The following is a 14,289-nucleotide window of genomic DNA, read 5'->3' as shown; positions in this document are numbered from 1 at the left end:
AATGACCCAACCTGACGATCTACCCATTGTTCGCTCGGCCCGCCGTGTGCTCCAAACTGAGGCAAACGCGATCCTTGAAATGGTCGAAGCCTTGCCCAAAGATTTCGCCGAAGTAGTCGAGTTGATCCTCAAAACAGAGGGCCGCGTGATTATCTCTGGTGTTGGTAAGTCTGGTCACATCGGGCGCAAGATTTCTGCAACTTTGGCAAGCACAGGCACACCCTCCTATTTTGTCCATGCCGCCGAGGCGAGCCATGGCGACTTGGGTATGATCACATCGCAAGACATTTGCCTTCTCATCTCAAATTCAGGCGAAACAAACGAGCTGCGGGATATCCTTTTGCACACCCGCCGTTTCAATATCCCGATGATCGCGATCAGTTCTAATATGGGCAGCACATTGATGCAGTCAGCCGATTTCAAGCTCAATCTCCCCAACCTGCCTGAAGCCTGCGCCATCGGCATGGCTCCGACAACCTCGACAACGCTCACGCTTGCCTTGGGTGATGCAATCGCCGTTTCTGTCATGGAGCAGCGCGGATTTGGCTCGGAAGACTTCCTGAAGAACCATCCAGGCGGCAAGCTCGGCGCACAGCTCTCACGCGTGGCTGATCTGATGCACAAAGGCGAAAAAGTCCCCACAGTGGAAGCAGACACACCCATGTCTGATGTGCTCCTGTCGATGACATCAAAAGGTTTTGGTATCACTGGCGTTCTCAAAGGCGGTATTCTTATCGGCGTAATTTCCGATGGCGACTTACGCCGCCATATGGGCAACCTGATGGAAAAAACCGCCGGCGAAATCGCCACGCTAGACCCAGTCACAATAACGCCTGAGCTCTTCGCTGCGCAGGCGCTGGCACTCCTCAATGAAAAGAAAATCTCCGCCCTCATGGTGGTAGATGAGGCCAAACGCCCCGTCGGCATCGTCCATATTCACGATCTCTTGCGCGCAGGTGTTGCATGAAAACCGTTGTCCTCATTCCCGCTCGCTATGCTTCGACTCGCTATCCGGGAAAGCCGCTGGCAACCCTTCGCCAAAAAAATGGCAGTGAGAAATCTCTAATCCAGATGAGCTATGAGGCGGCCAGCCAAATCAATGGCGTTTCAGACGTTTATGTCGTCACCGACGATGCGCGTATCCGAGAGGCTTCCGAGGCTTTTGGCGCACAGGTGATAATGACAAGCCCCGAGCGCGAAAACGGAACAGCGCGTGTCGCTGAGGCTGTTGAGGTTGCCGAGCTTGATGCCGATCTCATCGTCAACTTTCAAGGCGATGCGCCGCTGACGCCTCCTTGGTTTGTCGAAGACCTGATCGCAGCCATGAAGGCCGACAAAACTGCGCAAATGGCCACACCCGTCCTGCAATGTGACGCGCAAACCTACGCGATGTTCAAAGAAGATCGCGCCGCTGGCCGCGTTGGTGGCACGACAGCTGTCTTCGGAGCCGAAGGCCGCGCGATCTATTTCTCCAAGGAGGTCTTGCCTTATATCGACGCAGGCAAAGTCCCTTCCGAAAATATCCCCGTCTATCATCACGTCGGCGTCTACGCCTATCGACCAGAAGCGCTCAAGGCCTATATCAGCTGGCCTGAGTGTCAGCTTGAAAAGCTTGAAGGGCTGGAGCAGCTGCGCTTTCTATACAATGGCGTCGCCGTAAAATGTGTTGAAGTTGAAGCCCGAGGCCGTCTCTTCTGGGAGCTTAACAATCCAGAAGATGTGGCGCGGATTGAAAAGGTATTGGCTGAGCAATGAAAAAAATAATCGACATCAATGGCGTAAAGATCGGCGGCAAAGAACCCTTCGCGCTCATCACTGGCCCTTGCCAGCTTGAAAGCTTGGATCACGCCCGCATGATGGCCGAACGCATTGCCGAGGCCTGTGCTCCCACCAAAACAGGCTTCATCTTCAAGGCAAGCTACGACAAAGCCAACCGCTCTTCGATCAGCACAAAGCGTGGTCTTGGAATGGAAGAGGGCCTCACGATCCTCTCCAAAATTCGCGAAGAGTTCGGCTGCCCAATTCTCACAGATGTACATGATGCGCACCAATGTGCGCCTGCCGGCGAGGCTGTCGATGTGATCCAAATTCCTGCCTTCCTCTGCCGCCAGACAGATCTGCTCCTCGCCGCTGGCGAGACGGGTGCAGCTATAAACGTCAAGAAAGGCCAGTTCCTCGCGCCATGGGATATGGGCAATGTCGCCGAAAAGATCGCCAGCACAGGCAACGAGCGCATCATGCTTTGTGACCGCGGAACAAGCTTTGGCTACAATACTCTGGTTTCTGATTTCCGCGGCCTGCCGATCATGGCCGCCACGGGCTATCCCGTTGTGTTTGATGCAACCCACTCTGTCCAGCAGCCCGGCGGCCAAGGTACAACTTCAGGAGGCCAGCGTGAGTTCGCCCCAGTACTTGCGCGCGCCGCTGTGGCTGTGGGAGTGTCTGCTCTGTTTATTGAAACACATGAAGACCCCGACAATGCCCCAAGCGATGGGCCAAATATGATCCCAATAGAAGAAATGAAGGCGCTTATCGGCAACCTCGCCCGTTACGACAGTATCAGTAAAGAAAGTTAATTTATGAAAGTTACGGCCACCGTTCTCCCCGATGTCCTTCTCATCGAGCCAGCACGGTTTGGTGACAACCGTGGTTTCTTTTCCGAAAGCTGGAACAAAGAGCGTATGGCCGAACACGGGATCAGCGTGGATTTCGTGCAAGACAATCACTCGCTGTCTTCCGCTGTCGGAACGGTGCGCGGGCTGCATTTCCAAGCGCCGCCCAATGCGCAGGCCAAGCTGGTGCGCTGCGGGCGTGGCGTGTTCTATGATGTTGCTGTCGATATCCGCAAAGGCTCCCCCACCTATGGCCAATGGGTCGGCGAAGAGCTTAGTTTTGAAAATGGCAAACAGCTTTTCATTCCTGAAGGCTTCGCCCACGGATTCATCACCCGCACACCCGACACCGAGATCATCTACAAGTGCAACGCATACTATGCCCCAGAGTCAGACGGCGCGATACTGTGGGACAGCTGCGGGATCGACTGGGGCTTCAACGGCACTCCAGAATTGAGCGCCAAAGACGCAAACGCGCCCTCCTTCACAAGCTTTGACAGCCCCTTCACATGGGAGGCCACAGCATGAAGCTTCTGGTCACAGGAGGCGCTGGCTTTATCGGCTCAGCCGTTGTCCGCCTCGCCGTCGCGCGCGGCCATGAGGTTGTTAATCTCGACGCGCTGACTTATGCCGCCTGCCTTGAGAATGTCGCAAGTGTCTCTGCCAGTCCGCTCTATTCATTTGAGCAAGCAGACATTCGTGATCTGCCTGCGCTTGAGGCGATCTTTCAGAAACACCAGCCTGACGCAGTGATGCACCTCGCCGCTGAAAGCCATGTTGACCGCAGTATAGACGGCCCCCAAGCCTTTATCGAAACCAACGTCATGGGCACATACAACATGCTGCAAGCCGCGCGGCACTATTGGGAAGGGTGTGGCAAGCCCAAGGCCTTTCGCTTTCACCACATTTCGACAGATGAAGTCTTCGGCTCGCTCGGCGCAACGGGGCAATTTACCGAAGAGACCCCTTATGACCCCCGCTCGCCCTATTCGGCTTCAAAAGCCAGCTCAGATCACCTCGTTCGCGCTTGGGCCGAAACATACGGCCTGCCTGTTGTTCTGACGAACTGCTCGAATAACTACGGCCCGTTCCACTTCCCAGAAAAGCTAATCCCCGTGGTGATCCTGAGCGCTCTTGCAGGCAAGCCTATCCCAATTTACGGCGAGGGTGAGAATGTACGCGACTGGCTTTATGTCGAAGACCACGCCGATGCGCTTTTGCTGGTGCTTGAGAAGGGTGCAGTTGGCCGAAGCTATAACATCGGTGGTGAAAACGAACGCAGCAATCTGGAACTTGTGCAAACCATCTGCACAATTCTTGATGCGCTCAAGCCTGCGTCCGCTCCCTATGCAGACCTGATCGAATTCGTCACAGACCGCCCGGGTCACGACCTGCGCTACGCGATCGACCCAACACGTATCCGCGAAGAGCTTGGCTGGCGGCCTTCCGTCACTGTCGAAGAGGGTTTAGAAAAAACCGTTCGTTGGTATCTTGAGAATGAAGAATGGTGGCAGCCCCTTCTTGGTCGCGCTGGCGTTGGCGAAAGACTGGGCCGCGCATGAGCATTCTGGTTTTTGGCAAAACGGGTCAGGTTGCTTGCGAGCTGCAACGCCTTCACCCCGAGTTCACATATCTCAGCCGCGAAGAGGCTGACCTTTCAAACCCCGACGCCTGTGGCGAGACGATCCTCGCTGCCAAGCCCAGCGCAGTCATCAACGCTGCCGCCTATACCGCTGTTGACCATGCGGAAGATGAAGAGAGTCTGGCTTATACCATAAACGCAGAGGCCCCCGCCGCCATGGCCAACGCCTGCGCTACTCTTGCTATTCCCCTCGTTCATATCTCGACCGATTATGTCTTTGACGGCAGCGGCGAGATGTCTCGCGCGCCCGACGCGCCAACCGCTCCAATCAATGCTTATGGCCGCACCAAGCTGGCTGGCGAAGAGGCCATCCGCGCAAGTGGCGCACTTCATGCCATTTTGCGCACATCTTGGGTTTTTTCCGCCCACGGCAATAACTTTGTGAAAACAATGCTGCGCCTCTCAGAAACGCGCGAGGCTCTCAGTATTGTCGCTGATCAGATCGGCGGACCCACACCCGCTTCTGATATCGCTTTAGCCTGCGCAAAAATGGCACAGAACCTCAATAAAAGCGGAACCTACCATATCTCAGGCGCCCCTTCCGTAAGCTGGGCAGATTTTGCGCGCGAAATCTTTGCCCAAGCGGATCGCATTGTAACCGTCACAGCCATCCCCACAAAAGACTACCCAACACCAGCCGCGCGTCCCCTCAATTCTCGTCTGGATTGCGCCTCACTCCTGTCAGATTTCGGGGTTAAACAGCCACAATGGAAAGACGAATTGGCCAAGGTAATAAGAGAGCTGACATGACACAACGCAAAGGCATCATCCTCGCAGGCGGCTCTGGCACGCGCCTCTATCCGATCACTATAGGCATCTCAAAGCAACTCTTGCCGATCTATGACAAGCCAATGATCTACTATCCCCTCTCTGTGCTCATGTTTGGTGGCATTCGCGAAATCGCGATCATCACAACACCACAAGACCAAGACCAGTTTCAGCGCACTTTGGGCGACGGGTCACAATGGGGCCTCAGCCTGACCTATATCACACAGCCTTCTCCTGACGGGCTGGCGCAAGCCTACTTGCTGGCCGAAGATTTCCTCGATGGCGCGCCCAGCGCGATGGTTCTAGGCGACAATATCTTCTTCGGTCATGGCCTGCCTGAAGTGCTCGCCGCCGCCGATAGCGTCGAAACAGGCGGAACAGTCTTCGGCTACCGCGTCGCTGATCCCGAGCGCTACGGTGTTGTCGATTTTGCCAAAGATGGAACAGTAAAATCGATCGTCGAAAAGCCCAAAAATCCACCATCAAACTACGCAGTAACAGGACTCTACTTCCTCGACGGCTCAGCACCCCAGCGCGCGGCTCAAGTAAAGCCTTCCGAGCGCGGCGAGCTTGAAATCACTTCACTTCTGGAGAGCTATCTTCACGATGGCCTCCTGAACGTGCAGCAAATGGGCCGTGGTTATGCTTGGCTTGATACCGGCACACATGGCTCTCTGCTTGATGCAGGAAACTTTGTACGCACGCTGTCAGAGCGCCAAGGCCTTCAAGTCGGAAGCCCCGAAGAGATTGCTTATTCCCGTGGCTGGATCACAGCCGCCGAACTGCAAAAGCGTGCTGAGAGCTTTGCCAAAAACTCTTACGGACAATACCTGCTTAATCTGCTGAAATAGCTCATCGCTGACGGCGCAGATATACGTAATAAGCACCGCCGCCGCCATGGCGCAAATGCGCCTCGCTGATCTGTAAGACAAGTTGCGCCAAAGGCGGAGTGGTAAGCCACTGCGGCACTTGATGGCGCAAAACACCTAGCCGCACAGGAATAGGCCCACCATCATCGCGCGGTTTACCCTTTCCAGTCACAACAAGAAGCAAGCGCTTCTGGTTCTGATAGGCTTTCATGATAAATGCTGTCAGTCTCGGGTGCGCCTGATCTTGTGTCATCCCGTGCAAATCAATTTTAGCATCGGGCTTCAGCTTGCCTTGCTTCAGCTTTCCGTGCGCCTTCTTATCCATCTGGACTGGCGCTTTTTTCACCCGCTCTCGGATATCAGGCAACACATCATGCGCTGGCTGATATGCTTGCGCCCGTGCAGATATTTCAAAGTTTGGCATCGCCTCAACAGCCCGCTTTGGTGCTGGCTTTGATACGTGCAACGCGTCCTTTGTCTTGGTGCGCTTTGGATGCATTGGAACAGCGGTTTCAGCCACTTTCCCCCACAGCTCAAGCTCTTCTCTATGTAACTTGCGACGGCTCATTGCTCGTCCACTGGCAAATACGCATATGCTCGCTGGATCGGCATCAGAACAATCATCCGACCGGGGTCTTTTAGACGCCCAGCCTTAAGCCCTGCTTCGTCACCCGTGCCAAAGAAAATATCAGCCCGCTGCGCACCCTTGATAGCAGAGCCAGTGTCCTGCGCGATCATAAGCTTGCGGATCTTGCCCTTACCGTTCTTTTCGACCCAAACAGGAGCACCGAGCGGCGTATACCGCGGGTCAACAGCCACAGTGCGCATCTCCGTTACAGAGCGATTCATCGCACCAAGCGGACCTTTGTCGGCAGGCACTTCGCTCACCTCTCGGAAGAAAACATAGGAGGGATTGTGGCGTAGCAGCTCGAGCCCGTCGATCGGGTTGCGGCGCACCCAATTCTTGATCACTTGTGCTGAGACTTGGTGCACGTTGTAGACCCCCCGCCGTACAAGCTCCCGCCCGATTGAACGATACTCATGACCGTTCTTTCCGCCATATCCTACACGGATATACCGCCCATCAGGAAGCTTGATACGCCCCGAGCCCTGCACCTGCAAAAAGAACAGCTCAACCGCATCATCAACCCAAGCAATCTCAAGGCCACGCCCTTTCATAGCGCCAGTTTCTTCCAGCTCTCGACGGCTCAGCCAAGCGCCGTCCCGCGCTTCTGGCGGAAGCTTATAGATTGGAAAGCGAAAGCGCTCTGATCGATACAAATCGCCCTCAAGCTCTGGCTCGAAATAGCCCGTAAAAAGTGCGGGCTTACCATCAGTGATTTGAACAGGGCGAAAGAACAGCTCAAAAAAAGCCTTAGCATTGGTCTGATCCTCTGCTGCTCGGCACAGGCCCTTCCAGTCAGGGGATTTCATATCGCTGCAAGTATTCAGAAAGACAGCCAGCGCCTCAGCGTGGTTGTCCTTTTCCCAGCCATCCAGTTCAGAAAACTCAAGAATACGAATTTCCGTTTCTTCAGCGGCGCTCGTAGCTTCGGTCATGATAAGCCCAGCCGTTATTACCGCTAAAAGAAAACGCTTCATTCACCCGTGGCAACCAAAATCCAGTTTGGATCATTCACACCCATTTCGCGCTCGAATGTCCAAATATCTTTCTGGGTTTTGACTTTGCCCTCTTTACCCTCAACAATCTCGCCTGTGTCGTCCCGCACAACAGATGTCAGCTCGCCGATAAACTTCATGGCAATCTCCGCGGTGCCACTCGCCGCATGAAACTCTGCAGAGTGAATAGACACTTCACGTACACCAATAAACTCGGCTTCGACTTTGAGGCCCTTCTTCTCACGAGCTTCCACAACCTGAGCGAAGACCTCATAGACCTCGTCAGAAATGTAAGGTTTGATCTCGGCCAACTCTCCACGCTCAAAGCCCATCAGGATAAACTCATATGCGCTACGCGCTCCTGATAGAAATCCGCCGACTTCAAAAGAAGGCTCTCGCTGCTTCATGTTTGCCAGCGCCTTGGCTGTGTCGCTGCCCTCTTCCGCATGATCTGTGATGTCTTGATCAGGCCCGCCCTCAATCACTTCAAACTTGCGCTTGCGTTCGTCGAGTCCCGCTGGCGGTACATTTGGCGCTTCAAATCCATCGCGCGTGCCTAGAACGCTGCGCAACCGCAGGATCAGAAAAATCGCAATTCCGGCTAGGACAAGCAACTGAAGAATGGGCAAATTCATGTAAACCTCATTAAGTGAGCGTGGCAAATGGCGCTATCAGCACCTATGTAGGTTATGGGCGTGTTCAAGTCTACTACGCCCAATGACAAGCAGGAGATTAAGAAAATGTGGCTTTTAGTGGCGTTTATCGCTGTGCCTCTGATAGAAATAGCCCTATTTATCCAAGTTGGTGGAGCCATAGGGCTTTGGCCAACGCTCCTAATTGTGGTTCTCACAGCCATGATCGGGACATCACTCCTGCGCAATCAAGGAGCGCTCGCGCTGAATAATCTGCGCAGCTCGTTCAATGACCTACGCGATCCAACAGAGCCTTTAGCCCATGGCGCCATGATCCTGTTTTCTGGCGCCCTTCTACTAACGCCTGGATTTTTCACTGATGCTATCGGTTTTTCCCTGCTTATTCCGGCAGTGCGCCACGCTGTATTTGCCTATGTCCGTCGCCGCGTGACGGTTCAGGGCTTCTCCGCTCACCCCGGCCACCAACCTCACCATAATGACCCAAGCGACATCATCGATGGTGACTATCAAGAAGTCGATGAAACAAAGCGCCCAACGCATACCCCATCAGGCTGGACAAAACACTAGGGCATTGAGGCTTCTAAGCCTTCTTGCTAAGTCAGTCGGCAAGAGTTTCAAAAGTCTTTCCAATGGAGAATAACATGGCCGAGAATGGCGCAGCACCAGAAGCACAAGCCGAGACACCCCAAGTTAAAATGAACGTGATCAATCAGTTCATTCGCGACCTGTCATTTGAAAACATCCTCGCCCAAAAGGGCGTCCAAGGCGAAGTCACGCCTGATGTAAACGTTCAGGTCAATCTCGACGCAAAAAAGCGTTCAGCGGAAAATCAGTTTGAAGTTGCGATCAAGCTCGCAATCACGTCTGTGAACAAAGAGAACACAGCTGAAAAGCTCTTCCTCATGGAAATCGACTATGTCGGGATCTTCAGTATTGCGGGCGTTCCAGAAGATCAGCTGCACCCCTTCCTTCTGATCGAGTGTCCGCGCCTGCTCTTCCCGTTCCTGCGCCGCATCGTCTCTGATGTTACTCGCGATGGTGGCTTCCCGCCGCTGAACCTCGAAACAATCGACTTCATGGCGCTTTACCGCAATGAGCTGATGCGCCGTCAGGCTGACGAAGGCAAAAAACTGGACGCCTAATCAACCAAGCTTTTTCCAAAGTGCGCCGTCGCCCAAGCTTTCTACAAAAGCATCATGGGCGGCGGCTTCTTTTTGGCTGACACGTGAGGGCAAAGGCGTTGGCCGAGGCTGTGGCCGCCAGCGCCCTGAGCTTCCAGTCGTTTCACTCTCATGGTTCGTTGAAAGCGCAAAGTCAGGCTGCTTGCCGCCGATCAGTTCAAGATACACTTCCGCAAGAATTTCGGAGTCAAGCAAAGCGCCGTGGAGCGTGCGTGATGAGTTATCAATATTGAAGCGCCGACACAAAGCATCAAGCGAAGCAGGTGAGCCAGGAAATCTTTTGCGCGCAATATCAAGCGTATCAAGCGCCTGACTCATCGGAAGCAGAGGCAAGTTCATCCATTTCAGCTCAGCATTGAGAAACTTCATATCAAATGCCGCGTTGTGAATAACGAGCGTAGAATCCTGCACGAAATCAAGAAACGCCTGACCGATTTGAGCAAACTTAGGTTTATCCGCCAAGAACTCGTCGCCAAGCCCATGAACTTCAAACGCCTCTTGCGGCATCCCGCGCTCAGGATTGATATATTGGTGATAGGTCCGGCCTGTTGGCACGTGGTTGTAAAGCTCAACCGCGCCTATCTCGACAATACGATCGCCCTGCATGGGCTCAAAGCCTGTGGTCTCCGTGTCCAGAACAATTTCACGCATCCGTCAGCCCTGCCCTTATCTCTTTTACAATCGCCTTCACCTGCGCCTCAGCGCCTGCAAGCGTGTCCGTCATGACAACATAATCCGCACGCGCACGCTTTTCCACATCTGGCATCTGCTTGGCCTTAATCGCCTCGAATTGCGCCTCTGTCATGGTCCCGCGCTCAAGCACCCGCGCGCGCTGAGTTGTCTCATCCACAGACACAACAACAACAGCGTCCATCATGTCTTCACTGCCTTTTTCAAACAGAAGTGGAATATCAAAAACCAGAATGTCGCTTGTCGCAGTTTCAGCAAACTGCGCGCGATCGGCCGCCACCAATGGATGAACGACCTTTTCAATCTCTGCCAAAGCGCTCGCGTCTGTGCTAATAATCTCTTTCAGAACATCCCGCGAAACGGCCCCATGGAGCACAGCTTTCGGAAGCGCCGCCTCCATGGGCCCAACAGCCAACCCGCCCACACCATAAAGCCGGTGAACAGCCGCATCTGCGTCCCAGACGGCGCAGCCTTCAGCGGCAAAAATCTTCGCCGTGGTCGATTTGCCCATGCCAATGGAGCCTGTCAGCCCGAGACGATACGCCATTAACGCAACACAGCCGCACGGGTTTCGTCGGTCACTTGTGGCCGCACGCCAAACCAGCGTTCAAATGCCGGCACAGCCTGATGCAAAAGCATTCCAAGACCGTCAACAGTGACACAGCCTGCTTCATTCGCTTCATTGAGCAAATGAGTCATCAAAGGCGCATAGACGAGATCCGTGACCAAAGTCCCTTTTTGCAATCCATCAAGCGGGACTCTGAGGGGCGGCTTTCCCACCATTCCAAGAGATGTGGTATTGATAACTGTTGCTGCCTCTTCAAGCATATTTCCCGCCTGAACCCAGTCGACCACCCGCAAACGCTTACCAAAATCAGTCTTAAGCTTTTCCGCGCGGGCCTTTGTGCGGTTTGAAATTAGAATCTCTGGAACCCCCACTTCGACGAGCGCTGCAATAACGGCTCGCGCCGCGCCACCAGCCCCAAGGATAGCCGCAGGCCCTGCCTTCGGATCCCAATCAGGCGCTTTCTGTCGCAAGTTCTGAATGAACCCATAGCTATCCGTGTTGTCAGCATGAATCTTCCCATCTTTGCGGAAAATAAGTGTGTTCGCCGAGCCGATAAGCGCTGCTCGATCTGTCACCAGATCAGCAAAATCCATCACCTTTTCTTTGTAAGGCACAGTCACGTTCACCCCGACAAATCCCATTTTGGGTAGGGTTTTAACAATATGTTCAAGGTCTTCCTGAGCCACATCAATTGGAATGTAATGCCCAGCAATTCCAAGCGTTTTTAGCCAATGAGTGTGCAAGGCGGGCGATTTTGAGTGCGCGATTGGCGAGCCAATAACACCCGCCAGAGGAATTCTGTTTAAACTCATGCCTTAAGGTCTCCCGAGGCTGTCAGGTAATTAATCATTTCTATCAGCGGCAAGCCAAGGATCGTAAAGTAATCCCCTTCGATACGGCTAAAAAGCCGTACGCCCTCCTCTTCAAGCTTATAGCCCCCGACGGAGCTTTGAAGACTGGGCCAATTCCGTTCAACATATTCATTAAGATATGAGTCCGAAATGTCGCGCATATAAAGCCGCACCTGGTCGACATGTCGCCACAACGGCTCAAGCTCATGATAAACGACAACAGCAGACAGCAAGCTGTGGCGTTTACCGCGCAGCGCTTTCAGCTGTTCTTTGGCCTCATCTGGCGTTTGTGGCTTCGATAGGATTTGCCCGTCAAAATCGAGTACTTGGTCACACCCGATCACCAGCTTGTCTGGATGCTTCCCACCGATCTTACGTGCTTTGGTCTCAGCAAGAGCATCCGCAATATCTCGTGGCGTTGCTTTTTCTGCTTGAAGAGCGATTTTAATCATCTCTTCATCAACGCGTGGCACAATCGCTTCAAACCCAATTCCTGCATTCGAAAGCATCTGCCCACGTATCGCCGAGCCCGAAGCCAGAACGATCTGACGCGCCATGTGGATAACTCCTGTAATACTTAACGAGTAATTAATGCACAAAAGGGAGCACAATCAACGCCACCCTCAAAATTGAGGAAAACTACCGTGTCTCACGAAGTTTAGCTGACTCTCCTGACAGGTGGAAAAGGATAACTGCCAAATCAAATTGGACTACTCTTTCTGTCATTCATACACAGATTCTCCACAGGCATTTTTTTAATATTCTATTTGTAAATATTAACGTTAACAGATGTTTAGTGATTTTATCGTGCCTGAAAAATCCCAGAGCTGTAGAATATATACACATCTGAGTAACCTTATGAATAACTCAATAATCCACAGATTTTGGCCACCCTACATAATCATCAACCTTTCTTTCTTTTATATTTATTATTAAGGGGTCAACGAAAGGGTGGTGAATATGTCTGATCTTTTATCTGATCTGTATCCGTGGACCAAATCGTTCCATATCATGTCCGTTATGGCGTGGATGGCTGGGCTATTCTATTTGCCTCGGCTCTTTGTTCATCACACGGAACAAAGTACAGCAGGCGATGAAAAAGACACCCTCTTTCAGATGATGGAGCTCAAGCTATTTAAGCTCATCATGAATCCTTCCATGATCTCAACATGGGTCTTTGGCCTCTGCCTCGTTTTCACGCCGGGAATAGTTGATTGGTCCTCCGTATGGCCTTGGACGAAAGCAATCAGTGTTTTGGCAATGACTTGGTTTCATCATTGGCTTGGCTTGCGCCGCAAAGATTTTGTCAGCGGTAGCAATACCCGTACTGGCCGTACCTATCGCATGATGAACGAGCTGCCGACGGTTCTAATGATTGTTATTGTTCTTTCCGTGGTCGTTAAGTTCTAATTTATTGACTCATTCGCCTCTCAAGCGTATCTGATGCACAAGCCTGCCCGTTCTGGGAGCACAGGTAATCCCATTCTCAATTCTATGAAGCGCCGCATTCGCGGGCGTAGAGGCCATTCCTATGACAGACGAGACCCAAGAGCAGCTCCACCTTGCCGAACTTAAGGCAATGCACCCTAAAGAGCTGGTCACAATGGCTGAAGAGCTCGAAATCGAAAACGCCACAACGATGCGCAAGGGCGAGATTATGTTCTCGATCCTTAAAGAGCGCGCCGAAGAGGGCTGGATGATCGGCGGTGAAGGCGTCCTAGAAGTGCTCCAAGACGGTTTCGGCTTCTTGCGCGCACCTGAGGCAAACTACCTGCCAGGGCCTGATGATATTTATGTATCGCCAGAAATTCTGCGTAAGTTTTCTCTGCGTACGGGTGACACAATCGAAGGTCATTTGAAGCAGCCCGAAGACAACGAGCGCTATTTCGCCCTTACTCACGTCACCAAGATTAACTTTGAAGAGCCTGAGAAGGCCCGTCACAAGATTGCCTTTGACAACCTGACGCCGCTCTATCCTGATGAGCGCCTGAAAATGGAAATCGAAGACCCGACAATCAAGGATCGGTCCGCGCGCATCATTGATCTCGTCGCTCCCATCGGGAAAGGCCAGCGATCGCTTATTGTTGCTCCGCCTCGCACTGGTAAAACTGTTCTGCTCCAGAATATCGCCCACAGCATCGAAAAGAACCACCCTGAGTGCTATCTCATCGTTCTCTTGATAGATGAGCGCCCAGAAGAAGTGACGGACATGCAGCGATCCGTAAAAGGCGAGGTTGTCTCCTCGACATTCGATGAACCAGCGACCCGTCACGTGGCCGTCTCCGAAATGGTCATCGAAAAGGCTAAGCGCCTCGTTGAGCACAAACGAGACGTTGTCATTCTACTCGATTCAATCACGCGCCTTGGCCGTGCCTTCAACACAACTGTTCCTTCGTCAGGTAAGGTTCTGACAGGCGGTGTCGATGCCAACGCCCTCCAACGCCCCAAGCGCTTTTTTGGCGCAGCGCGTAACATCGAAGAAGGTGGCTCGCTGACAATCATCGCAACCGCCCTTATCGACACAGGCTCGCGCATGGATGAGGTCATCTTTGAGGAGTTTAAAGGCACGGGTAACTCCGAGATTGTGCTTGATCGCAAAGTTGCAGACAAGCGCGTGTTCCCTGCGATGGATATTCTCAAGTCAGGCACCCGGAAAGAAGAACTCTTGGTCGACTCAAAAGACCTTCAGAAGACCTTCGTTCTGCGCCGTATCCTCAATCCGATGGGCACAACAGACGCTATCGAGTTCTTGCTGGGCAAGCTCAAGCAAACCAAGACAAATGGCGAATTCTTCGACTCCATGAACACGTAAAACCTGTTCAAAATCAACGGGTT

The 14,289-nt window shown here is 52.9% G+C and carries 18 protein-coding genes; 11 read left to right on the top strand and 7 right to left on the bottom strand.

Translation table 11 applies throughout. The features are described 5' to 3' along the window. Position 1: 1 nt before the first annotated feature. Genes DSM117340_RS15210 through rfbA form a run of 7 tightly spaced genes read left to right on the top strand, consistent with a single transcriptional unit; the run spans position 2 to position 5,873 of the window. Positions 2–967, top strand: a complete 966-nt coding sequence (locus DSM117340_RS15210; protein ID WP_354689799.1) for a KpsF/GutQ family sugar-phosphate isomerase — start codon at positions 2–4, stop codon at positions 965–967. Continuing rightward, positions 964–1,755 carry a manno-octulosonate cytidylyltransferase gene (locus DSM117340_RS15205; protein WP_271437320.1) on the top strand — a complete coding sequence of 264 codons (792 nt, stop codon included), beginning with the start codon at positions 964–966 and terminating at the stop codon, positions 1,753–1,755. Before DSM117340_RS15210 ends, DSM117340_RS15205 begins: the two co-directional genes overlap by 4 nt. Further along, a complete protein-coding gene (kdsA, locus tag DSM117340_RS15200) occupies positions 1,752–2,576 on the top strand; it encodes a 3-deoxy-8-phosphooctulonate synthase (RefSeq protein ID WP_271437321.1) in 825 nt (274 codons plus the stop codon). Before DSM117340_RS15205 ends, kdsA begins: the two co-directional genes overlap by 4 nt. Positions 2,577–2,579: 3 nt before the next feature. Continuing rightward, entirely contained in the window at positions 2,580–3,140 is a 561-nt protein-coding gene (gene rfbC / locus DSM117340_RS15195; RefSeq protein WP_271437322.1) for a dTDP-4-dehydrorhamnose 3,5-epimerase, read from the top strand. Beyond that, a complete protein-coding gene (gene rfbB / locus DSM117340_RS15190) occupies positions 3,137–4,174 on the top strand; it encodes a dTDP-glucose 4,6-dehydratase (RefSeq protein ID WP_271437323.1) in 1,038 nt (345 codons plus the stop codon). The genes rfbC and rfbB overlap by 4 nt, the downstream gene beginning before the upstream one ends. Then, complete coding sequence (rfbD, locus tag DSM117340_RS15185) at positions 4,171–5,004, top strand: dTDP-4-dehydrorhamnose reductase (protein ID WP_271437324.1); 834 nt, start codon at positions 4,171–4,173, stop codon at positions 5,002–5,004. The genes rfbB and rfbD overlap by 4 nt, the downstream gene beginning before the upstream one ends. Further along, positions 5,001–5,873 carry a glucose-1-phosphate thymidylyltransferase RfbA gene (gene rfbA / locus DSM117340_RS15180; protein ID WP_284260957.1) on the top strand — a complete coding sequence of 291 codons (873 nt, stop codon included), beginning with the start codon at positions 5,001–5,003 and terminating at the stop codon, positions 5,871–5,873. Before rfbD ends, rfbA begins: the two co-directional genes overlap by 4 nt. Position 5,874: 1 nt before the next feature. Here the strand turns inward: rfbA and DSM117340_RS15175 are convergent, their stop codons facing one another. The 3 genes from DSM117340_RS15175 to DSM117340_RS15165 are packed head-to-tail and all read right to left on the bottom strand — an operon-like array spanning position 5,875 to position 8,146. After that, positions 5,875–6,459, bottom strand: a complete 585-nt coding sequence (locus tag DSM117340_RS15175) for a Smr/MutS family protein (protein WP_284260960.1) — start codon at positions 6,457–6,459, stop codon at positions 5,875–5,877. After that, positions 6,456–7,451: a murein transglycosylase A gene (locus tag DSM117340_RS15170; protein WP_245724461.1), complete on the bottom strand. Its 996-nt coding sequence runs from the start codon at positions 7,449–7,451 to the stop codon at positions 6,456–6,458. The genes DSM117340_RS15175 and DSM117340_RS15170 overlap by 4 nt, the downstream gene beginning before the upstream one ends. A 38-nt stretch (positions 7,452–7,489) precedes the next feature. Next, positions 7,490–8,146 carry a Tim44/TimA family putative adaptor protein gene (locus DSM117340_RS15165; protein ID WP_284260966.1) on the bottom strand — a complete coding sequence of 219 codons (657 nt, stop codon included), beginning with the start codon at positions 8,144–8,146 and terminating at the stop codon, positions 7,490–7,492. A 105-nt stretch (positions 8,147–8,251) separates the two neighbouring features. On the opposite strand from DSM117340_RS15165, the gene DSM117340_RS15160 reads away from it, so the two are divergent. Both DSM117340_RS15160 and secB read left to right on the top strand, forming a co-directional pair. Further along, the gene (locus tag DSM117340_RS15160) at positions 8,252–8,731 is read left to right on the top strand and encodes an FxsA family protein (protein WP_273486645.1); all 480 of its coding nucleotides are present in this window, start codon (positions 8,252–8,254) and stop codon (positions 8,729–8,731) included. 74 nt (positions 8,732–8,805) lie between these two features. After that, on the top strand, positions 8,806–9,306 hold the full coding sequence (gene secB / locus DSM117340_RS15155) for a protein-export chaperone SecB (RefSeq protein ID WP_284260969.1): 501 nt from the start codon (positions 8,806–8,808) through the stop codon (positions 9,304–9,306). Here secB and dnaQ read toward each other — a convergent pair whose 3' ends face one another. From dnaQ to DSM117340_RS15135, 4 genes are read right to left on the bottom strand one after another with little or no spacing between them, the layout of a single operon-like run. Further along, entirely contained in the window at positions 9,307–9,996 is a 690-nt protein-coding gene (dnaQ, locus tag DSM117340_RS15150; RefSeq protein WP_089893509.1) for a DNA polymerase III subunit epsilon, read from the bottom strand. Continuing rightward, positions 9,989–10,582: a dephospho-CoA kinase gene (gene coaE / locus DSM117340_RS15145; protein WP_271437457.1), complete on the bottom strand. Its 594-nt coding sequence runs from the start codon at positions 10,580–10,582 to the stop codon at positions 9,989–9,991. The genes dnaQ and coaE overlap by 8 nt, the downstream gene beginning before the upstream one ends. Then, the gene (locus tag DSM117340_RS15140; protein ID WP_089893515.1) at positions 10,582–11,415 is read right to left on the bottom strand and encodes a shikimate dehydrogenase; all 834 of its coding nucleotides are present in this window, start codon (positions 11,413–11,415) and stop codon (positions 10,582–10,584) included. The genes coaE and DSM117340_RS15140 overlap by 1 nt, the downstream gene beginning before the upstream one ends. Beyond that, the gene (locus tag DSM117340_RS15135; protein ID WP_271437456.1) at positions 11,412–12,011 is read right to left on the bottom strand and encodes a nucleoside triphosphate pyrophosphatase; all 600 of its coding nucleotides are present in this window, start codon (positions 12,009–12,011) and stop codon (positions 11,412–11,414) included. The genes DSM117340_RS15140 and DSM117340_RS15135 overlap by 4 nt, the downstream gene beginning before the upstream one ends. Before the next feature lie 403 nt (positions 12,012–12,414). Between DSM117340_RS15135 and hemJ the strand changes: the two genes are divergently transcribed. Both hemJ and rho read left to right on the top strand, forming a co-directional pair. Then, positions 12,415–12,864, top strand: coding sequence for a protoporphyrinogen oxidase HemJ (gene hemJ, locus DSM117340_RS15130; protein WP_271437455.1), 450 nt, complete (start codon positions 12,415–12,417; stop codon positions 12,862–12,864). Positions 12,865–12,985: 121 nt separating this feature from the next. Beyond that, a complete protein-coding gene (gene rho, locus DSM117340_RS15125) occupies positions 12,986–14,266 on the top strand; it encodes a transcription termination factor Rho (RefSeq protein ID WP_089893524.1) in 1,281 nt (426 codons plus the stop codon). Positions 14,267–14,289 lie beyond the last annotated feature (23 nt).

It is taken from the genome of Lentibacter algarum, assembly GCF_040580765.1.
Taxonomy (GTDB): Bacteria; Pseudomonadota; Alphaproteobacteria; order Rhodobacterales; family Rhodobacteraceae; genus Lentibacter; species Lentibacter algarum.
The sequence above is the reverse complement of the archived record's forward strand: the minus strand, read 5'-3'. Positions and strand labels throughout refer to the sequence as shown.

Bases quoted from the DNA above. Each gene is read 5' to 3' on its own strand.
- DSM117340_RS15210 (WP_354689799.1), top strand. From the start codon at position 2: ATGACCCAACCTGACGATCTACCCATTGTTCGCTCGGCCCGCCGTGTG.
- DSM117340_RS15205 (WP_271437320.1), top strand. From the start codon at position 964: ATGAAAACCGTTGTCCTCATTCCCGCTCGCTATGCTTCGACTCGCTAT.
- kdsA (WP_271437321.1), top strand. From the start codon at position 1,752: ATGAAAAAAATAATCGACATCAATGGCGTAAAGATCGGCGGCAAAGAA.
- rfbC (WP_271437322.1), top strand. From the start codon at position 2,580: ATGAAAGTTACGGCCACCGTTCTCCCCGATGTCCTTCTCATCGAGCCA.
- rfbB (WP_271437323.1), top strand. From the start codon at position 3,137: ATGAAGCTTCTGGTCACAGGAGGCGCTGGCTTTATCGGCTCAGCCGTT.
- rfbD (WP_271437324.1), top strand. From the start codon at position 4,171: ATGAGCATTCTGGTTTTTGGCAAAACGGGTCAGGTTGCTTGCGAGCTG.
- rfbA (WP_284260957.1), top strand. From the start codon at position 5,001: ATGACACAACGCAAAGGCATCATCCTCGCAGGCGGCTCTGGCACGCGC.
- DSM117340_RS15175 (WP_284260960.1), bottom strand. From the start codon at position 6,459: ATGAGCCGTCGCAAGTTACATAGAGAAGAGCTTGAGCTGTGGGGGAAA.
- DSM117340_RS15170 (WP_245724461.1), bottom strand. From the start codon at position 7,451: ATGACCGAAGCTACGAGCGCCGCTGAAGAAACGGAAATTCGTATTCTT.
- DSM117340_RS15165 (WP_284260966.1), bottom strand. From the start codon at position 8,146: ATGAATTTGCCCATTCTTCAGTTGCTTGTCCTAGCCGGAATTGCGATT.
- DSM117340_RS15160 (WP_273486645.1), top strand. From the start codon at position 8,252: ATGTGGCTTTTAGTGGCGTTTATCGCTGTGCCTCTGATAGAAATAGCC.
- secB (WP_284260969.1), top strand. From the start codon at position 8,806: ATGGCCGAGAATGGCGCAGCACCAGAAGCACAAGCCGAGACACCCCAA.
- dnaQ (WP_089893509.1), bottom strand. From the start codon at position 9,996: ATGCGTGAAATTGTTCTGGACACGGAGACCACAGGCTTTGAGCCCATG.
- coaE (WP_271437457.1), bottom strand. From the start codon at position 10,582: ATGGCGTATCGTCTCGGGCTGACAGGCTCCATTGGCATGGGCAAATCG.
- DSM117340_RS15140 (WP_089893515.1), bottom strand. From the start codon at position 11,415: ATGAGTTTAAACAGAATTCCTCTGGCGGGTGTTATTGGCTCGCCAATC.
- DSM117340_RS15135 (WP_271437456.1), bottom strand. From the start codon at position 12,011: ATGGCGCGTCAGATCGTTCTGGCTTCGGGCTCGGCGATACGTGGGCAG.
- hemJ (WP_271437455.1), top strand. From the start codon at position 12,415: ATGTCTGATCTTTTATCTGATCTGTATCCGTGGACCAAATCGTTCCAT.
- rho (WP_089893524.1), top strand. From the start codon at position 12,986: ATGACAGACGAGACCCAAGAGCAGCTCCACCTTGCCGAACTTAAGGCA.